This window comes from Halomonas llamarensis (assembly GCF_023555005.1).
Taxonomy (GTDB): Bacteria; Pseudomonadota; Gammaproteobacteria; order Pseudomonadales; family Halomonadaceae; genus Vreelandella; species Vreelandella llamarensis.
Genome location: NZ_JAMJPJ010000033.1, coordinates 1 through 14037, shown reverse-complemented (window position 1 = coordinate 14037; position 14037 = coordinate 1). Strand labels below are relative to the sequence as shown.

The following is a 14037-nucleotide window of genomic DNA, read 5'->3' as shown; positions in this document are numbered from 1 at the left end:
GGTTCTTGCGATCAAGGTTCTTGCGAAAGACGGTCGATTTCGGCACGGAACTCATCCAAGTCCTGAAACTTACGATATACCGAGGCAAAGCGGATATACGCGACTTGATCCAACTGCTTGAGCGCTTGCATCACCGACTCGCCGATTTCCCGCGCGTTGATTTCCCGATCACCCCGGGCGCGCAGCGTTTGACGAATGCGCTCCACCGCCGTTTCGATGGCTTCGGCGCTGACCGGGCGTTTTTCCAAGGCACGCAACATGCCCGCGCGCAATTTTTGCTCATCAAAGGACTCGCGCGAACCGTCGGATTTCACCACCCGTGGCATAATCAGCTCGGCGGTTTCGTAGGTGGTAAAGCGCTCATGGCACGCCGCGCACTGGCGGCGGCGACGCACTTGATCGCCATCCGCCACTAAGCGAGAGTCTGTCACTCGGGTGTCGTTAGCACCACAAAAGGGGCAATGCATTGGGTCGACCTGTTGTCAGGCGTGTGAAAAAGCATACGCTACAGTTTCATTGATAACGCATTGTAACGACTTAAGCGGCTGGATTCATACAAACAGGGCCAAACGCGTTGGCGTAACGCCTTCATGGCGCTAATCCGCGGCTAATCCTCGCTTGAAATAATCGATTTATACTCCCGTGCCACCACAAGGTCACGTAAGCTCTCCATCTGCCAGAGGACACCATGTTGCAATTATCAACGCTTTTAGCGCCTGCTTTAGTGCTTTCATCCGCCCTATTGTTCGGCGTAAGCACGCAGATTTTAGCGCAAGAAGAACGTCCTGCCCCCGTCAAAGCCCTGGAAAAACAAGGCATTGACATCCACGGCCAGTTTAGCGCCCCCGGTGGCATGCGTGGCTTTGGGGCCAGCGTGCAAGGCCGCGAAATGGCGATCTACTTAACCCCCGACGGCGAACACGCCATTGTCGGCACGCTGATGGACAGCGACGGCAATAACCTCACCGAGCCACAGCTTGATGAGCACGTTCGCGCTCCATTGGAAGCCCAAACCTGGGCGTCGCTCGAAGAGAGCCACTGGATTCAAGACGGCGAGCGCGATGCGCCTCGGGTGATTTATACCTTCACCGACCCCAACTGCCCCTATTGCCAACAACTATGGGAAGCCGCACGCCCCTGGGTAGACGCCGGCAAGGTGCAGTTGCGCCATATTATGGTGGGTATTCTCGCTGCCGATAGCCCCGGAAAAGCCGCCGCCATCTTAGGTGCTAACGACCCAGAGGCGGCTTTACGCGCGCACAAACGCGGCGACCGCATTAAGGCCAGCGCCCAGCCGCGCGATATCGAAGAGCACGTGTATGCCAACAATCAGCTCTTTGAAGACCTCGGGCTCTACGCCACCCCCACCAGTGCCTTTCAGCGTGAAACCGACAACGGCAGCATACGCATTGAGCGCATAGAAGGCATGCCCAGCGAGGAACGCCTGATTAAGATGATGGGAAGTCAAGCGCCGTAGCCGTAAGCGTTATCCGCTACAGGGGCTAAAACTTCGCTTATCCTCTACAAAGGATATTCGACACGTTATCCTCTATAGGGTATAAGTTAGTGACAGATGCATCCTAACGGCAATAGCCGCTGAGGAGTAACGTGAAGTGAAAATCACAACGCCAGATATGCTAGCCCAAGCGTTTAAAGAAGCCCGCAAACGTAAGGGCTTCGCGCAGCAGCATACGGCCGAGCTCGTGGGTATCAAGCAAGCCACTGTCTCCCGTTTTGAAAATCATCCCGAGCGCAGCCATGTCGACACACTGTTTAAGCTTTTGGCCGCGTTAGAGCTTGAACTACACGTCGCTGATCGGGGTAGCAATTCCCAAACCCAGCAATGGGATCAGGAGTGGTAGCCCGATGGCTTGCTTAAAGGTCGCACTGAACGGTATTGAAGTCGGCGAGTTGCAGCTTGCCCCCTCAGGCGCGATGGCTTTTCGCTACGCGGCAACATGGCTTCAACGCCATGGCGCTCGCGCTATATCACTATCGCTACCCCTTTCATCAACGCGTTATCGTGGTCCGGTTGTCTATAACTTTTTTGATAACCTACTGCCGGACTCAGAAAACATCCGCGCCAGGATGCAGGCCAGATTTCAGGCGCCAACAAGCCAGCCTTTCGATTTGTTAGCAGCCGTAGGGCGTGATTGCGTCGGCGCTATTCAGCTCTACCCTGAAAACGAGCCGATTCCAGACGTGCGCAGCATCAACACCGCCCCCATGGATGATGAGGCGATTGGAAACTTACTGAGCGGCTACCAAGAAGCGCCATTAGGCATGAACCCGAGCCGAGATTTTCGAATGTCGCTTGCCGGTGCGCAAGAGAAAATGGCGCTTCTCTGGTATCAAAACCGTTGGCATCTTCCCCTCTCGGCGACACCCACCAGCCACATCATCAAAATGCCGATTGGTTTTCTCAGCCACAGCAACATCGACTTGCGTGAAAGCGGCGAAAATGAGTGGCTGTGCCTTAAAATATTACAGGCCTTTGGGTTACCGGTCGCCAATGCCGAGCTGGCCTCTTTTGGCAAACAACGCGTGTTAGTCGTTGAACGTTTTGACCGCCGCTGGTCTCACGATCACCGCTGGCTAATGCGCCTACCACAAGAAGATTTTTGCCAGGCATTGGGCGTTTCTCCTGCACTAAAATACGAAAATGACGGGGGCCCCGGTATCGAAGCCGGCATGCAGCTGCTCATGGGCTCACAAAACGCCGCGCATGATCGCGACACGTTTTTCAAAGCCAATATCATGTTCTGGTTACTGGCAGCGATTGACGGCCACGCGAAGAACTTCAGCTTGTTTCTGGAGCCCGGCTCTGCTTACCGGATGACGCCGTTGTACGACGTCATTTCTGCCTACCCGTTAATGGCCAAAGGAAGTTTGCCCTCGGCCAGAGCCAAAATGGCCATGTCACTAAAAAGCAAACACCGGCATTATCACTGGTCGCGTATTCAACCCCGTCATTTCTTCAGCACCGCCCGGGAAGCGAACCTTGCCGAGCGACGGGTCACTGGTTTGATAGACGATATTCTCAACCAGTCACACAGTGCCTTCGCTTCTATCCACCAGATGCTACCGGCTGATTTCCCTGAAGATGTCAGTACGCCGATTCTTGACGGTTTGAACGCAAAACTGCAACAGCTCGCCGTACATAACCAATAGGGAGCTATCTTTTAACGCAAAACCCCACCCAGCAATGATTACCGGGCGGGGTTTTATGTGACCATCAAGACGATTTAGTCTTCTAGGTCTTCAAAACGCGGCACGCCAACGTTCCAGGGAATGACCTCTTCGCCTTTTTCGCCCCAGTTAGCGTGATCGGCTAAACGGTGGTCGTCGTGTTCGCGCACCTGGCCGTAGCTTGAGTGCTTGTGGAAGGTCGACCCGAACGTTTCTAGCATTGCATCTACGCTGCCGTCATAGCGCGGGTCCTGCGGGCGTTCTTGCTGCGTCATGTAATACGCCACGTCCCATGCGTCTTGGTCAGATAGCGACAGCGGCTGACCCAGCGGCATGTTGTTTTTGATAAAGCCAGCGGCCGTGTGTGTACGCACGATCCCGGCGCCCCAGTTGTTAGAGCCATCGCCCCAGAGCGGAGGAAAGACATACTCGCCATTCTCGTAATGGCCGGAGCCATCTTCCTGGTGGCAGATTGCGCATTGCTCCTGATAAACCGCCTCACCTTGTGCGTAGCTCAACGCTTCCGGGCGGTCGGGCGGCGGGAAGCCACGCCCATAAATCGGCTGATCCGGGTAGACCGGTACGCCCGTGGCTAACCACCGGTGATACGCCGACAATGCCAACATATCGTCGCTGCCATACTCAGGCGGCGTGCCGTTCATTGAATACGCGAAACAGCCAGCAATACGCTCTTCCAAGTTATTGACGTGTTGGTTTTTGCCCCGAAAGTTCGGCAACGTGACCGCCGCAGGCCACACCGGGGCACTAAACGGCTGGCGGCCTTCGCCTAAGTGACAGCTTGAGCAGTTCATGTCGTTAAAGACATGCTCGCCCCGTAACTGCTGAGTATCAGTGAACAGATCGTAACCACGGCGAATGACTTTCTTGAGTTCAGGATGCAGGTCAGCCTCTTCCAGATCGGCCATGGTCGGCGGCACATGCACCAGCTCATTGTCTTGCGGCGCCGGGTAACCCATCTCGACCAGGTTTTGATAGGGCATCTCAGCGTTCTGTTCGTTGTCACTCTGTTGGTCATCACTTTGCGCGCTGGCAGTCACCACGCCTGCCGCAGCGATAGACACACCGGCGACGACCAACGCCAAGCTTTTTTTACCCATGATCATGATTATTCCTCCCCTTCTGCGCTGACCGTTTGACTGGCATACCAAGCCGATACTGCCTCAATATCATCATCGCTCATGCGCTTAGCAATGGCCCCCATCAAGTTCTGCGGATCGTTGGCACGTTCACCGTCTTGCCAGGCGTGCAGCTGAGTACGAATGTAACCCGCATGCTGGCTGGCGATACCGGGAAAATCACTGCCGACCCCTTTGCCGCCCGGGCCGTGGCAGCTTTTGCACGAGACAATATATTTGTCCCAGTCACCCCGGTTGGCTATCTGCTCCCCACGCGCCAGCAGTGCATCGGACGCGTTCTCACCCCCACCGGCGGGGGTAATCTCCATTTGGCTGTAATAGGCCGCCACGTCAACTATCTGCTGATCGTTGAGCATATTAGCGAAGGGCATCATGCTGGCATTTTGGCGCCGCCCGGCTTGAAAGTCATGCAGCTGCTTTTCGATATAACCGGCATCTAAGCCCGCTAAGCGCGGCCACGATTCACCGCCCGGCACATTCTTACCACTGCCGTCAGCTTGATGGCACGCGGTACATGTTGCGGCTGCCGTTTGGCCGCGACCCGGGTCGCCCGGCTCAATAGCGAGCACGTTACCCGCATATAAACCGGCACCTAACAGCAGGCCTAGCCCGCCTAACATCCTCTTGCTCATCACGGATTCCCCTTTTATGTTGTCGTTTCCTTAAGCGTGAATGAGGTGGCTTAAGGTGGTTGGCTACCCCACCTCTTGGTGTTGCGCGGAGGCGGTGGCTGGCACAATGAATTCAACGGTTAAGCCCTCCCCTGCGTGGCTTGAAAACGCCACTCGCCCGCCAAAGCGCTCGGCAATGGCGGCGACGATCGCGAGCCCAAGCCCGCTCCCTTGCTGCTTACTGGCGCGCCAAAATCGCTGAGAGAACTGCTCAAGCACCTCTGGCGAAACCCCCGGCCCTTGATCCTGTACACAAAAGGCCACGGATGGTTCGGTTTCGAGCCAGTAGGCGCTCAGCGTCACAGGCTGATCTTCAGGGCCGTGATGCAAGGCGTTGTCGAGCACATTACGCAACGCGGTAATCGCCAACTCGCGTGGCATGCATAACACCGCCTCTGGCCAGCGCACGGGCAATAAAAACCGCTGACTGGCATCCACGTTGGTATCGGCGATGGCGCAGGTGGCAATATCGGCGACATCGCTTACTTCACCGTCGTCAAAGCGTAAATGCCCTTCGACACGGGCTAATGTCAGCAGCTGATCAAGCGTGCGGCTTAGCCGCACCACGCCCTCTTCCGCCTGCTTTAATGATGCAATCGCCGCTTGCCCCTCGACACGCTTCGCCACTTGCAGGTGCGTTTTAATCGCGGTCAGCGGGGTGCGAAGCTCGTGCGCGGCGTCGTTGGTGAAGCGTTGTTCGCGCACAATCGTCTGTTGTACGCGCGATAACAGGCCGTTTAGCGTATTGATCAACGGGCGAATTTCTGCCGGTACGCCGTAGGTAGCCACCGGTGCCAAGGCATCCGGGTGGCGACGTGAGAGCGATTCGCGCAGCCGCGTTAACGGCGCTAACCCACGCCAGAGCACCCACCACAGCACGCCAAGGCTACCGACTAACGCGACGATAAACGGCAACACCGCGACGCGGATCACATCCCCTAAGAGCATGTCACGCTCATCCATCCGGTCGGCGGTGGTAATGATTAAGCCACCACGCTCATAAGTGAACACTCGCCACGTCATATCGCCTTCTTTTCGATACGCATGGCCTCGCTCGCCCGGCATTAATACCTGTTCCATGTCTGTATGCGTACGCGCCATGATTTCGCCACGCGGAGAGTGCACTTGGCACGCCAACCCCTCAATCGGCGGAATGGAAAGCGCTCGCTGATCGGCTTGCAACCACACCTCGGGGGGCAATTGCAGCATCAAACCGGCAACCATGCGTGCCGACTGGGCTAAGCGCTGATCCAGCGTTTCGACCACTTTATTTTCCAAATCCTGCATCAGCCACGCCGCCGCACTGCCCCATAAAAGCGATAGCGTTAACCCTAGCGTTAGAAGCAAACGAAGGCGCAAGCTCATGTTTTTTGCCTCATGGCATCTTGTGCAAGCATCACCGCCTCAGGCTTACCCAAGCGGTAGCCCAAACCGCGCACGGTATCGATAATGCCGCTACCAAGCTTGCGTCGCAGATGGTGGATGTGCACATTAAGCGCATTGCTTTCGACGTCTTCATTCATGCCGTAAAGGCTGTCTTTGAGCTGATCGGCGTTTAGCACACTGCGCGGGGCGTATAAAAAGGCTTCCAACAGCACGAGCTCGCGCCGCGAAAGCGGTATCACAGCGCCGTCTATGCTGACTTGCCGTGAAACCGGGTCCAGAGCCAGTGCGCCATGCGTGATCACGCCGCTACTACGCCCAGAAGCACGTCGCAGTAGGGCGTAAAGCCGGGCGACCAACTCATCCAGGTCAAACGGCTTGACCAAGTAATCGTCCGCACCGCCTTGCAAGCCATCCACGCGATCACGCACGGCGTCGCGCGCGGTGAGTATCAGCACCGGCGTTTCTACACCATTTTGGCGCCACGCCTCCAAAAGCAGCAGTCCGTCACCATCGGGCATACCGCGATCGAGAATGACAGCATCGGTGCTCACCGCCTCTAGCGCCTGGCGAGCGGCTTGCAACGTGGCGACATGATCCACGACAAAATCGTAGGTCATTAACCCTGCACGAATGCCAGAGGCCACTAACGCATCATCTTCTACCAGCAATATATGCATAACGGTTCCTTAACCAGTATCGCCAGCATGACAAGGTAGGATTAACCGACGGTTAAAAATCCCCCTACAACGCCAGATAAATACAAAAAACCCCTGCCAGCGAGGCTGGCAGGGGGCAATATAAAACCAAGGCCCAAGCGTTAACACGTTAGTGCGCGCGCGGCAAACCAACCCACCACCATGGCCATTAACATGGCAACAAGCGGAAACGTCAGGCCACTGACAGACGCAATGGCAGGCCCAGGACAGTAGCCCGATAGCCCCCAACCGATACCAAAGAGCGCCGCGCCGCCCAACAGCTTGGCGTCGAGCTCCTGCTTGGTGGGTAGCTGGAAGCGTTCGCCGAATATCGGCCCCGCGCGTTGAAACACAAGGCGGTACCCGATAAAGCTCGTCACCACCGCCCCGCCCAGCACAAACATCAGCGTCGGGTCCCAGGCGCCAGCGATATCTAAAAAGCCGAGAACGCGCGCCGGGTCCGTCATGCCTGACACGGCAAGGCCAAGACCGAACAGCAAGCCGGCCATGTAGCCCATCAGCATTTTCATGCGCCACCTCCTATCACATGGCGAACCACATACACGGTGATGATGGCAGTAATCAAAAACATCGCCGTCGCCGCGATGGAGCGCGTTGAAAGTCGCGAGATACCGCACACCCCATGGCCGCTTGTGCAACCGCTGCCAATACCAGTGCCTACCCCAACCAACAACCCGGCCAGTAGCATCAGCACGACACCGCCTGCGGGTTCGCCGATAACGGCGCCGGGTGCATTGGCCACATTACCGAGGCCACCGCCCAACGCCATGATGAGCAATGGGCCGCTGATTAAGCCCAGCACAAAGGTCACGCGCCAAGCGCTATCGCCTTTCGGGCGCTGGGTCATTAAATTACCCACAATGCCGCTTATCCCGGCGATACGCCCCATGGTGCCCATCAGCCATACCGCTGACAGCCCAATCAGAACGCCGCCCACCAGCCCTTGCAGGCTTGCCATCCAATCCACGCGGTTCTCCTTTTTTAACGTTACCTGATACGACGCTCGCTTGCGGTTACGGTTTCGTCTTACAGGTATTAGCGCCTATCAGCGCGTAAAGCGGGCAGAAGTTAAACAGGCCCGTGGCGAGCGGTACGATGCCAATCCAACCCCAGGCACCAATGGTGCCGGTTAAGGCCAGAAGGATGAGCAAGGCACCCACTACAATGCGGGCAATTTTATCAACACCACCTACGTTCGTTTTCATCGTCTATCTCCTTCATAACGTTGTTGCAGCCGCCACTGTCAACGCACGCGCACTAGGACAGGCGGACGGTTCGGGGTATACCGCGTTAGACGGCTGCGTCAGCGCCACCCACGCGCTATAAGTGCTCAGATGAACAAAACCGGTTAACTCCTCACAGAACGTTGTGTGCTTCAAGCGATCCATCACCGGCCCCTTCACTTCGGCCAAGTGGAGCACCACACCGGCATCGTCCAGCCGCTGATTGATGGTTTCCAAACTCTCAAGCGCGGAGGCATCGATCACGTTCACCGCTTGGCAGGCCAGCACCACATGCTTGACGTCGGGCTGACGGCTCACCTCGTCCATCACCGTATCTTCAAGATAGCGCGCATTGGCAAAATAGAGGCTTTCATCGACGCGCAAAATGCACAGGTGAGGGGCGGTTTCGACCTGGTGACGTTCAACGTTACGAAAGTGCTCGCTCCCCGGCACCCGGCCAATCACCGCGCTATGCGGGCGGCTGGTACGGTAGAGGTGTAATGCCAACGAAAGCCCGACACCGGCTAAAATACCGCTTTCGACCCCGCTGGCCAGCGTGACGAGAATCGTCGCCAACATGGCAGCGAAATCGCTGCGCGAGTAGCGCCAGGTGCGTACCACAGCGGGAAAATCGACCAAGCTCAGCACGGCAACAATGATCGTGGCGGCCAATGTCGCCACGGGCAAATACGCGATCAGAGGCGTTAACACCAGCACCGCCACGCCGATGCCCACGGCGGTAAAAGCACCGGCGGCGGGGGTTTGTGCGCCCGCATCGAAGTTGACCACCGAGCGGGAAAAGCCACCAGTGACCGGCATACCGCCAGAAAAAGACGCCGCCAAATTGGCACTGCCCAACCCGATTAACTCTTGGTTGGGGTCGATGCGTTGGCGACGTTTTGCCGCCAGCGTCTGCCCCACCGACACCGATTCGACGAACCCCACAATGCTGATCAGCACCGCTGCCATTAACAAATCACGCCACAGACCCAGCTCAAACCCCGGCAGCGTAATAGGCGGCAACCCCGCGGGAATGTCACCCACCACATCCACGCCGCGCTGATCCAATCCCAAGTGCCAAGTAATCAGCGTGGTTGCCGCAACCGCGACGATAGGCGCCGCTTTGGTCAGCATGTCGGCCACGCCAGACGCCGCGCCCAGGTGTAAAAGCCCTGTTTTCAACCAGCGCCGCGCCGCATAAAGAAACACCAGGCTGCCGCCGCCAAGCAGTAGCGTTGCCAAATGAACATTGCCTAGCTGGCTCAAAATCCCGGTAAGCAGCGTCACCAGATTGTGGCCGCTCGCCTCAACTCCCAGCAGGTGACGCAGCTGCCCCGCCGCAATGATCAAACCGGAAGCGGTAATAAAGCCGGAGATCACCGGGTGGCTGAGAAAGTTGGCCAAAAAACCCAGCCGGGCTAGGCCCATTAAGGTCAAAATCAGCCCCGAAAGCAGCGCCAATATCAGCGCGGCGCCCATGTATTCGGCACTCCCTGGCGTGGCAATATTGCCCAAGGCCGCTGCCGTCATTAGCGACACCACCGCCACCGGCCCTACGGCTAGCGTTCGGCTAGTGCCAAAGATCGCGTAAGCCACCAGCGGCAGGACACTGGCATATAGCCCCACTTCTGCCGGCAGCCCCGCCAACATGGCATACGCCAGCGACTGCGGGATCAGCATGATCGTCACAATCACCGCCGCCAGCAGGTCTCGCGTCAGGGTGCTGCGCTGGTAGTGCGGCAACCACTGAAAAATCGGCAGATGGCGTTTAAGGTTCACGGCAATGCCTCGCCATATTGGCGTTTAACGCCCACGGATAAAACAGGCTTAAAACGTATTGATCGGCACTTTGAGGTACACCTGGCCGTTATCGTCGGCTGGCGGCATTTCGCCCGCGCGCATATTGACCTGTACCGACGGAATAATAAGCCGCGGCATCCCCAAGGTAGCGTCACGCTCTGAGCGCATCGTGACGAAGTCCTCTTCGCTAATTCCATTACGCACATGCACGTTGGCTGCGCGCTGCTCGGTGACCGTGGTTTCGTGCTGGTAGATATCGCGCTCAGGGGCTTTATAGTCGTGGCACATAAACAAGCGGGTAGACCCCGGCAACGCGAGCACTTTTTGAATCGAGCGATAGAGGGTTCGCGCATCGCCACCGGGGAAGTCGCAGCGCGCCGTGCCATAGTCCGGCATGAACAGGGTATCGCCGACAAAAGCGGCATCACCGATCACATAGGTCAAACAGGCGGGCGTATGGCCTGGCGTATGCAGCACGCGCCCTTCGAGCCCACCAATGTGAAAACGGTCACCCTCTTCAAACAACGCATCAAACTGGCTGCCATCGCGAGCGAACTCGGTACCGGCGTTAAATGCCTTACCGAAAACCTCCTGCACCACGGTGATATTGGCGCCGATGCCTGTCTTGCCGCCGAGTTTTTCGTGGAGATACGGCGCTGCCGAGAGATGGTCAGCGTGTACGTGCGTTTCCAAGATCCACTCAACGGCGAGATCGTGCTCACGCACAAAGGCAATAATCTCGTCAGCGGAACGTACGTCCGTGCGGCCCGCGGCGTAGTCAAAATCGAGGACTGAATCCAGGATCGCACACGCTTGGCTGTTGGGGTCTTGGACCACATAGCTAAACGTGTTGGTCGGCTCATCGAAAAAGTGAGTCACCAAAGGAATGGTCATGGTTGCCTCCGAGTCAGCGTTGGATGCACTAAGCTCAATGCACTGGCATAAGTATATCGCAAATAACATTATATATTTATACTATTTTTACATATTAAGCCAAACGCATAAAACAACACCGCCCAGCCAGGGCCGAGCGGTGTTAAGAGATGTGTTACGTGTTAAATGGCTTAAAAGCTATACACCGGAATCGATGGGTCACGCATCATCTCAGCCATTGGGCCAGGCGCCGCAACGCCTACACCTTCATACAAGTCATCTTCAGAGTCGTCCGAGTTCGGTAAGTAGATGGCACAAACGTCAACGCCGACGCCTTCGCCCATCATCATCTGCATTAATCCTTCAGGCTTTATCTGCCTTGCCGGGTTGCTTGGCGGGGTGTTAACGGCCTCATCGCTCTCAAAGCCATCGATAGCCAAATCACCGGCGGCATCGCAGAGCAAAATGTGCAGGTCCGTACCTTGCTGGCGCATCGCATTACCCAAAATCATCGCCATGCTCTGGGTTTGCACTTTATCGCTTGTCACGATCATCAAAGCGCGGTCATCAGATTCACCGTGATTATCAGCAGTCGCGAGCGTCGGCAAGGCGAAAGCGGCAGCACTTAACGCCGTTGCAGCCAATAGTGTGTGGCGCATAATAAAACTCCTTTAACGATTGAAATACATCCAGCCGATTTAATCTTCGTACTTGCCTTCATACCACGCGACATCGGGGTCGATCGTATATCCCCACGGTAAACCCGCATTGCGCCAGCCGTTGCGAGCACGCACGCCTGCCGAGTCACCGTCTTCTAGCTGCCCACCTTCAAAACCGTCACTCACTGAGTAAACGTCGGAGTAGCCCATTTCCGCCAAAACGTCGACAGCGGGCGCACTACGCGTCGCACCGGAGCGGCACATCACGATGATGGGGGTATCGCTTTCAACGCCTTGCGCTTCAAGCTCGTCACGTATCTGCGCTTCGAAGTCGGGGTTGCGGGCAATTGGCCACGTTTGGGCGTCATCATCGAACTGCGTGCGATCCGCCAACACCCACGGCACGTGGATATCCGTCGGTTCTGCAAAGCCAGTGAATTTAATTTCGATGGGATCGCGAACATCGATCAGTATCGCATCGCTGTCTTCCTGCATAAGCTCATATGCCTCCTCAGCGGTGACATAGAGCCCAAGCTGGGTTTCGCGATACGCCGGGGCGTCGTCTTGTGCCTGCGCGATGCTTCCCCAGCTCAACACTGCGCCAGCCGCGACAACCACCGGTAAAGCACGACGCGAAAGAAAACGGTGTGCGGTAAAGCGATGCGACAAGGATCTGCTGCCATTCATAACAATATCCTATAAGTTAATAACATTACGAACAGCAGCATAGCCAAAAATACCGCAAACTTCCTGTGGCGGTTTGTCGCAAGATGCAAAAAAATGAGATCAAAAGATCAAGGTTTGAATGGCAAGGTAAAACAATGGGTAAAAAATTTGCCCGAACCCTTGGAATCAGGCATAAAATAGCTATACTCATATTGTACCCGCTGGCATTTGTGTACACCCCTCCCCTAGCCAGCGGGCTGCAGTGAGCCAAGCCCTTTTATGCCCGCCCTTCCCCGGCGGGCTTTTTTTGTCTATCGCCACTACTCGATGTGGATCACGACCTCAACGCGGCGGTTACGCGCACGCCCTTCCGCCGTGTCGTTATCAGCGAGCGGCTCTGTCGCCGCTAACCCCACCGCACGTAGGCGATCCGTTGCTACCCCGGCCGCTTCTAACGATTCGACAATCGCAATGGCCCGCGCGCTAGAAAGCGCCCAATTAGAGGGGAACTCCTCCGTATTGATCGAGCGGCTGTCCGAGTGGCCTTCTACCGACACTTTACCGTCGTAGCGTTGAATGGTTTCCATGAGGCTCGCCACAAGTGCCTGACCATTTCCGGTTAAATCGGCGGTCGAACTGGGAAAAAGCAGTTGATCCTGAACACGAAGGTTAATCCCCTCGGACACACGCGACACTTCTACGCCCTCTAGATCAGGCAGGTAGAGCGAATCGCCCACCCGCTGCGCTAGCGATTGGTTAAGCGCTAGCGCACTGGCCACGGCGTCGTCATCGACTTCCACCACATTACTTGGCGGACGATCCGTCAGCACCACCATAAACTCGGCAAGCGGCTGGGTTAAATCCAACCCGGACGGCATCATTAAGCGCGGCAATTCCGGTGCGGGCAGCCGTTCAGGCTCGGCCTCCCGTTCCAACTTGGCCAATAGCAGCGGCGGTGCGGGCACGCGTGGCGGTAACCCTGCCACCCCCAACGCCGCACTCAGCGCCCTAGGGCTAAGCTCTCCAGGGGTGGGCGGCGGTAGCTGTTGCACTTTACGCAAATTCGCCAGCGGCTCCGGCAGCGGCACCTCTAAACGCGGTATCGGGCGTATGTCTCCTATTTTTTCTGCTGCTGACATACGGGAGCCCGCCAACCAACCGGGGTTAGCCGCTTCCGCCGCCACAATAATAATCACAAACAGCGCCACCAACAGCGTCATGACATCGATATAACTCACCATCCAGGCGCTGTCACTATCGTCATCGTGATGCACTTTTAATAGAGAATTGTGGCGCGGCCCGCTGCGGTGATCTTCAAGCATCCGTGTTATCGCTCATACCATCTAAGCCCCCTCCTTCAGGCCCTCCACTAAGATAGGGCTCAACAAAATGCTGCACCCCCGCTAAAGTGTCTAGCAAACTTGCTGTCATCGAAAAAGCTTTGTTAAGCATAACGGCTTGCGTTTCTCGGTCTGTTGGATAGTCGTGAGCAAATTGGTTACGGATTTCCCGCAATATCAACCAATGCGCCGCCGACTCAATGACCCCGATTTTTTCTAACTTGTTTAACTCAATGGTTCGGACAGTTTCATGACGCGATAGCACCGTAGTGGCACATCTCGTCAAAGTCGGGTCGGGATTTTATGCAATTGAAGTCCAGACCCAAGTAGAAAGAAAAGCGCTCCAGCAGATGCGCG

At 56.5% G+C, this 14037-nt stretch carries 16 protein-coding genes; 3 read left to right on the top strand and 13 right to left on the bottom strand.

Features of this window, described 5'->3' with window-relative positions:
- Positions 1–11: 11 nt before the first annotated feature.
- The gene (gene nrdR / locus M8006_RS14885) at positions 12–467 is read right to left on the bottom strand and encodes a transcriptional regulator NrdR (RefSeq protein ID WP_179931645.1); all 456 of its coding nucleotides are present in this window, start codon (positions 465–467) and stop codon (positions 12–14) included.
- 221 nt (positions 468–688) lie between these two features.
- Here nrdR and dsbG point away from each other — a divergent pair, with 221 nt between their 5' ends.
- The 3 genes from dsbG to M8006_RS14870 all read left to right on the top strand — a co-directional run bounded on the left by dsbG (position 689) and on the right by M8006_RS14870 (position 3171).
- Entirely contained in the window at positions 689–1477 is a 789-nt protein-coding gene (dsbG, locus tag M8006_RS14880; RefSeq protein ID WP_250083545.1) for a thiol:disulfide interchange protein DsbG, read from the top strand.
- Positions 1478–1613: 136 nt separating this feature from the next.
- Positions 1614–1862, top strand: coding sequence for a helix-turn-helix domain-containing protein (locus M8006_RS14875; RefSeq protein WP_250083543.1), 249 nt, complete (start codon positions 1614–1616; stop codon positions 1860–1862).
- A 4-nt stretch (positions 1863–1866) separates the two neighbouring features.
- A complete protein-coding gene (locus M8006_RS14870) occupies positions 1867–3171 on the top strand; it encodes a type II toxin-antitoxin system HipA family toxin (protein ID WP_250083541.1) in 1305 nt (434 codons plus the stop codon).
- 74 nt (positions 3172–3245) lie between these two features.
- Here the strand turns inward: M8006_RS14870 and M8006_RS14865 are convergent, their stop codons facing one another.
- From M8006_RS14865 to M8006_RS14810, 12 genes are all read right to left on the bottom strand, one after another.
- Positions 3246–4313 carry a c-type cytochrome gene (locus M8006_RS14865; protein WP_250083539.1) on the bottom strand — a complete coding sequence of 356 codons (1068 nt, stop codon included), beginning with the start codon at positions 4311–4313 and terminating at the stop codon, positions 3246–3248.
- 2 nt (positions 4314–4315) lie between these two features.
- A complete protein-coding gene (locus M8006_RS14860; protein WP_250083538.1) occupies positions 4316–4978 on the bottom strand; it encodes a c-type cytochrome in 663 nt (220 codons plus the stop codon).
- A gap of 63 nt (positions 4979–5041) precedes the next feature.
- Positions 5042–6382 (bottom strand): ATP-binding protein, encoded by a 1341-nt coding sequence (locus tag M8006_RS14855; RefSeq protein ID WP_250083536.1) that lies wholly within the window; start codon positions 6380–6382, stop codon positions 5042–5044.
- On the bottom strand, positions 6379–7080 hold the full coding sequence (locus M8006_RS14850; protein ID WP_250083533.1) for a response regulator: 702 nt from the start codon (positions 7078–7080) through the stop codon (positions 6379–6381). The genes M8006_RS14855 and M8006_RS14850 overlap by 4 nt, the downstream gene beginning before the upstream one ends.
- Before the next feature lie 140 nt (positions 7081–7220).
- Positions 7221–7628, bottom strand: a complete 408-nt coding sequence (locus M8006_RS14845; RefSeq protein WP_250083530.1) for a DUF6691 family protein — start codon at positions 7626–7628, stop codon at positions 7221–7223.
- Positions 7625–8086 carry a YeeE/YedE family protein gene (locus M8006_RS14840; RefSeq protein ID WP_250083529.1) on the bottom strand — a complete coding sequence of 154 codons (462 nt, stop codon included), beginning with the start codon at positions 8084–8086 and terminating at the stop codon, positions 7625–7627. Before M8006_RS14840 ends, M8006_RS14845 begins: the two co-directional genes overlap by 4 nt.
- A 46-nt stretch (positions 8087–8132) precedes the next feature.
- Complete coding sequence (locus tag M8006_RS14835) at positions 8133–8324, bottom strand: YgaP family membrane protein (protein ID WP_250083527.1); 192 nt, start codon at positions 8322–8324, stop codon at positions 8133–8135.
- Positions 8325–8336: 12 nt separating this feature from the next.
- The gene (locus tag M8006_RS14830) at positions 8337–10121 is read right to left on the bottom strand and encodes a SulP family inorganic anion transporter (protein WP_250083525.1); all 1785 of its coding nucleotides are present in this window, start codon (positions 10119–10121) and stop codon (positions 8337–8339) included.
- 48 nt (positions 10122–10169) lie between these two features.
- Positions 10170–11036, bottom strand: coding sequence for an MBL fold metallo-hydrolase (locus tag M8006_RS14825; protein ID WP_250083523.1), 867 nt, complete (start codon positions 11034–11036; stop codon positions 10170–10172).
- A gap of 170 nt (positions 11037–11206) precedes the next feature.
- Positions 11207–11674 (bottom strand): hypothetical protein, encoded by a 468-nt coding sequence (locus M8006_RS14820; RefSeq protein ID WP_250083521.1) that lies wholly within the window; start codon positions 11672–11674, stop codon positions 11207–11209.
- 39 nt (positions 11675–11713) lie between these two features.
- Complete coding sequence (locus M8006_RS14815) at positions 11714–12361, bottom strand: rhodanese-like domain-containing protein (protein ID WP_250083518.1); 648 nt, start codon at positions 12359–12361, stop codon at positions 11714–11716.
- 299 nt (positions 12362–12660) lie between these two features.
- Positions 12661–13662, bottom strand: coding sequence for an OmpA family protein (locus M8006_RS14810; RefSeq protein ID WP_250083517.1), 1002 nt, complete (start codon positions 13660–13662; stop codon positions 12661–12663).
- Positions 13663–14037: the final 375 nt, after the last annotated feature.

What these genes read in the sequence shown, in the direction of transcription:
- M8006_RS14865 (WP_250083539.1), bottom strand. Translation starts at nt 4,313, where the DNA reads ATGATCATGGGTAAAAAAAGCTTGGCGTTGGTCGTCGCCGGTGTGTCT.
- nrdR (WP_179931645.1), bottom strand. Translation starts at nt 467, where the DNA reads ATGCATTGCCCCTTTTGTGGTGCTAACGACACCCGAGTGACAGACTCT.
- M8006_RS14815 (WP_250083518.1), bottom strand. Translation starts at nt 12,361, where the DNA reads ATGAATGGCAGCAGATCCTTGTCGCATCGCTTTACCGCACACCGTTTT.
- M8006_RS14825 (WP_250083523.1), bottom strand. Translation starts at nt 11,036, where the DNA reads ATGACCATTCCTTTGGTGACTCACTTTTTCGATGAGCCGACCAACACG.
- M8006_RS14845 (WP_250083530.1), bottom strand. Translation starts at nt 7,628, where the DNA reads ATGAAAATGCTGATGGGCTACATGGCCGGCTTGCTGTTCGGTCTTGGC.
- M8006_RS14870 (WP_250083541.1), top strand. Translation starts at nt 1,867, where the DNA reads ATGGCTTGCTTAAAGGTCGCACTGAACGGTATTGAAGTCGGCGAGTTG.
- M8006_RS14835 (WP_250083527.1), bottom strand. Translation starts at nt 8,324, where the DNA reads ATGAAAACGAACGTAGGTGGTGTTGATAAAATTGCCCGCATTGTAGTG.
- M8006_RS14820 (WP_250083521.1), bottom strand. Translation starts at nt 11,674, where the DNA reads ATGCGCCACACACTATTGGCTGCAACGGCGTTAAGTGCTGCCGCTTTC.
- M8006_RS14860 (WP_250083538.1), bottom strand. Translation starts at nt 4,978, where the DNA reads ATGAGCAAGAGGATGTTAGGCGGGCTAGGCCTGCTGTTAGGTGCCGGT.
- M8006_RS14810 (WP_250083517.1), bottom strand. Translation starts at nt 13,662, where the DNA reads ATGCTTGAAGATCACCGCAGCGGGCCGCGCCACAATTCTCTATTAAAA.
- M8006_RS14855 (WP_250083536.1), bottom strand. Translation starts at nt 6,382, where the DNA reads ATGAGCTTGCGCCTTCGTTTGCTTCTAACGCTAGGGTTAACGCTATCG.
- M8006_RS14850 (WP_250083533.1), bottom strand. Translation starts at nt 7,080, where the DNA reads ATGCATATATTGCTGGTAGAAGATGATGCGTTAGTGGCCTCTGGCATT.
- dsbG (WP_250083545.1), top strand. Translation starts at nt 689, where the DNA reads ATGTTGCAATTATCAACGCTTTTAGCGCCTGCTTTAGTGCTTTCATCC.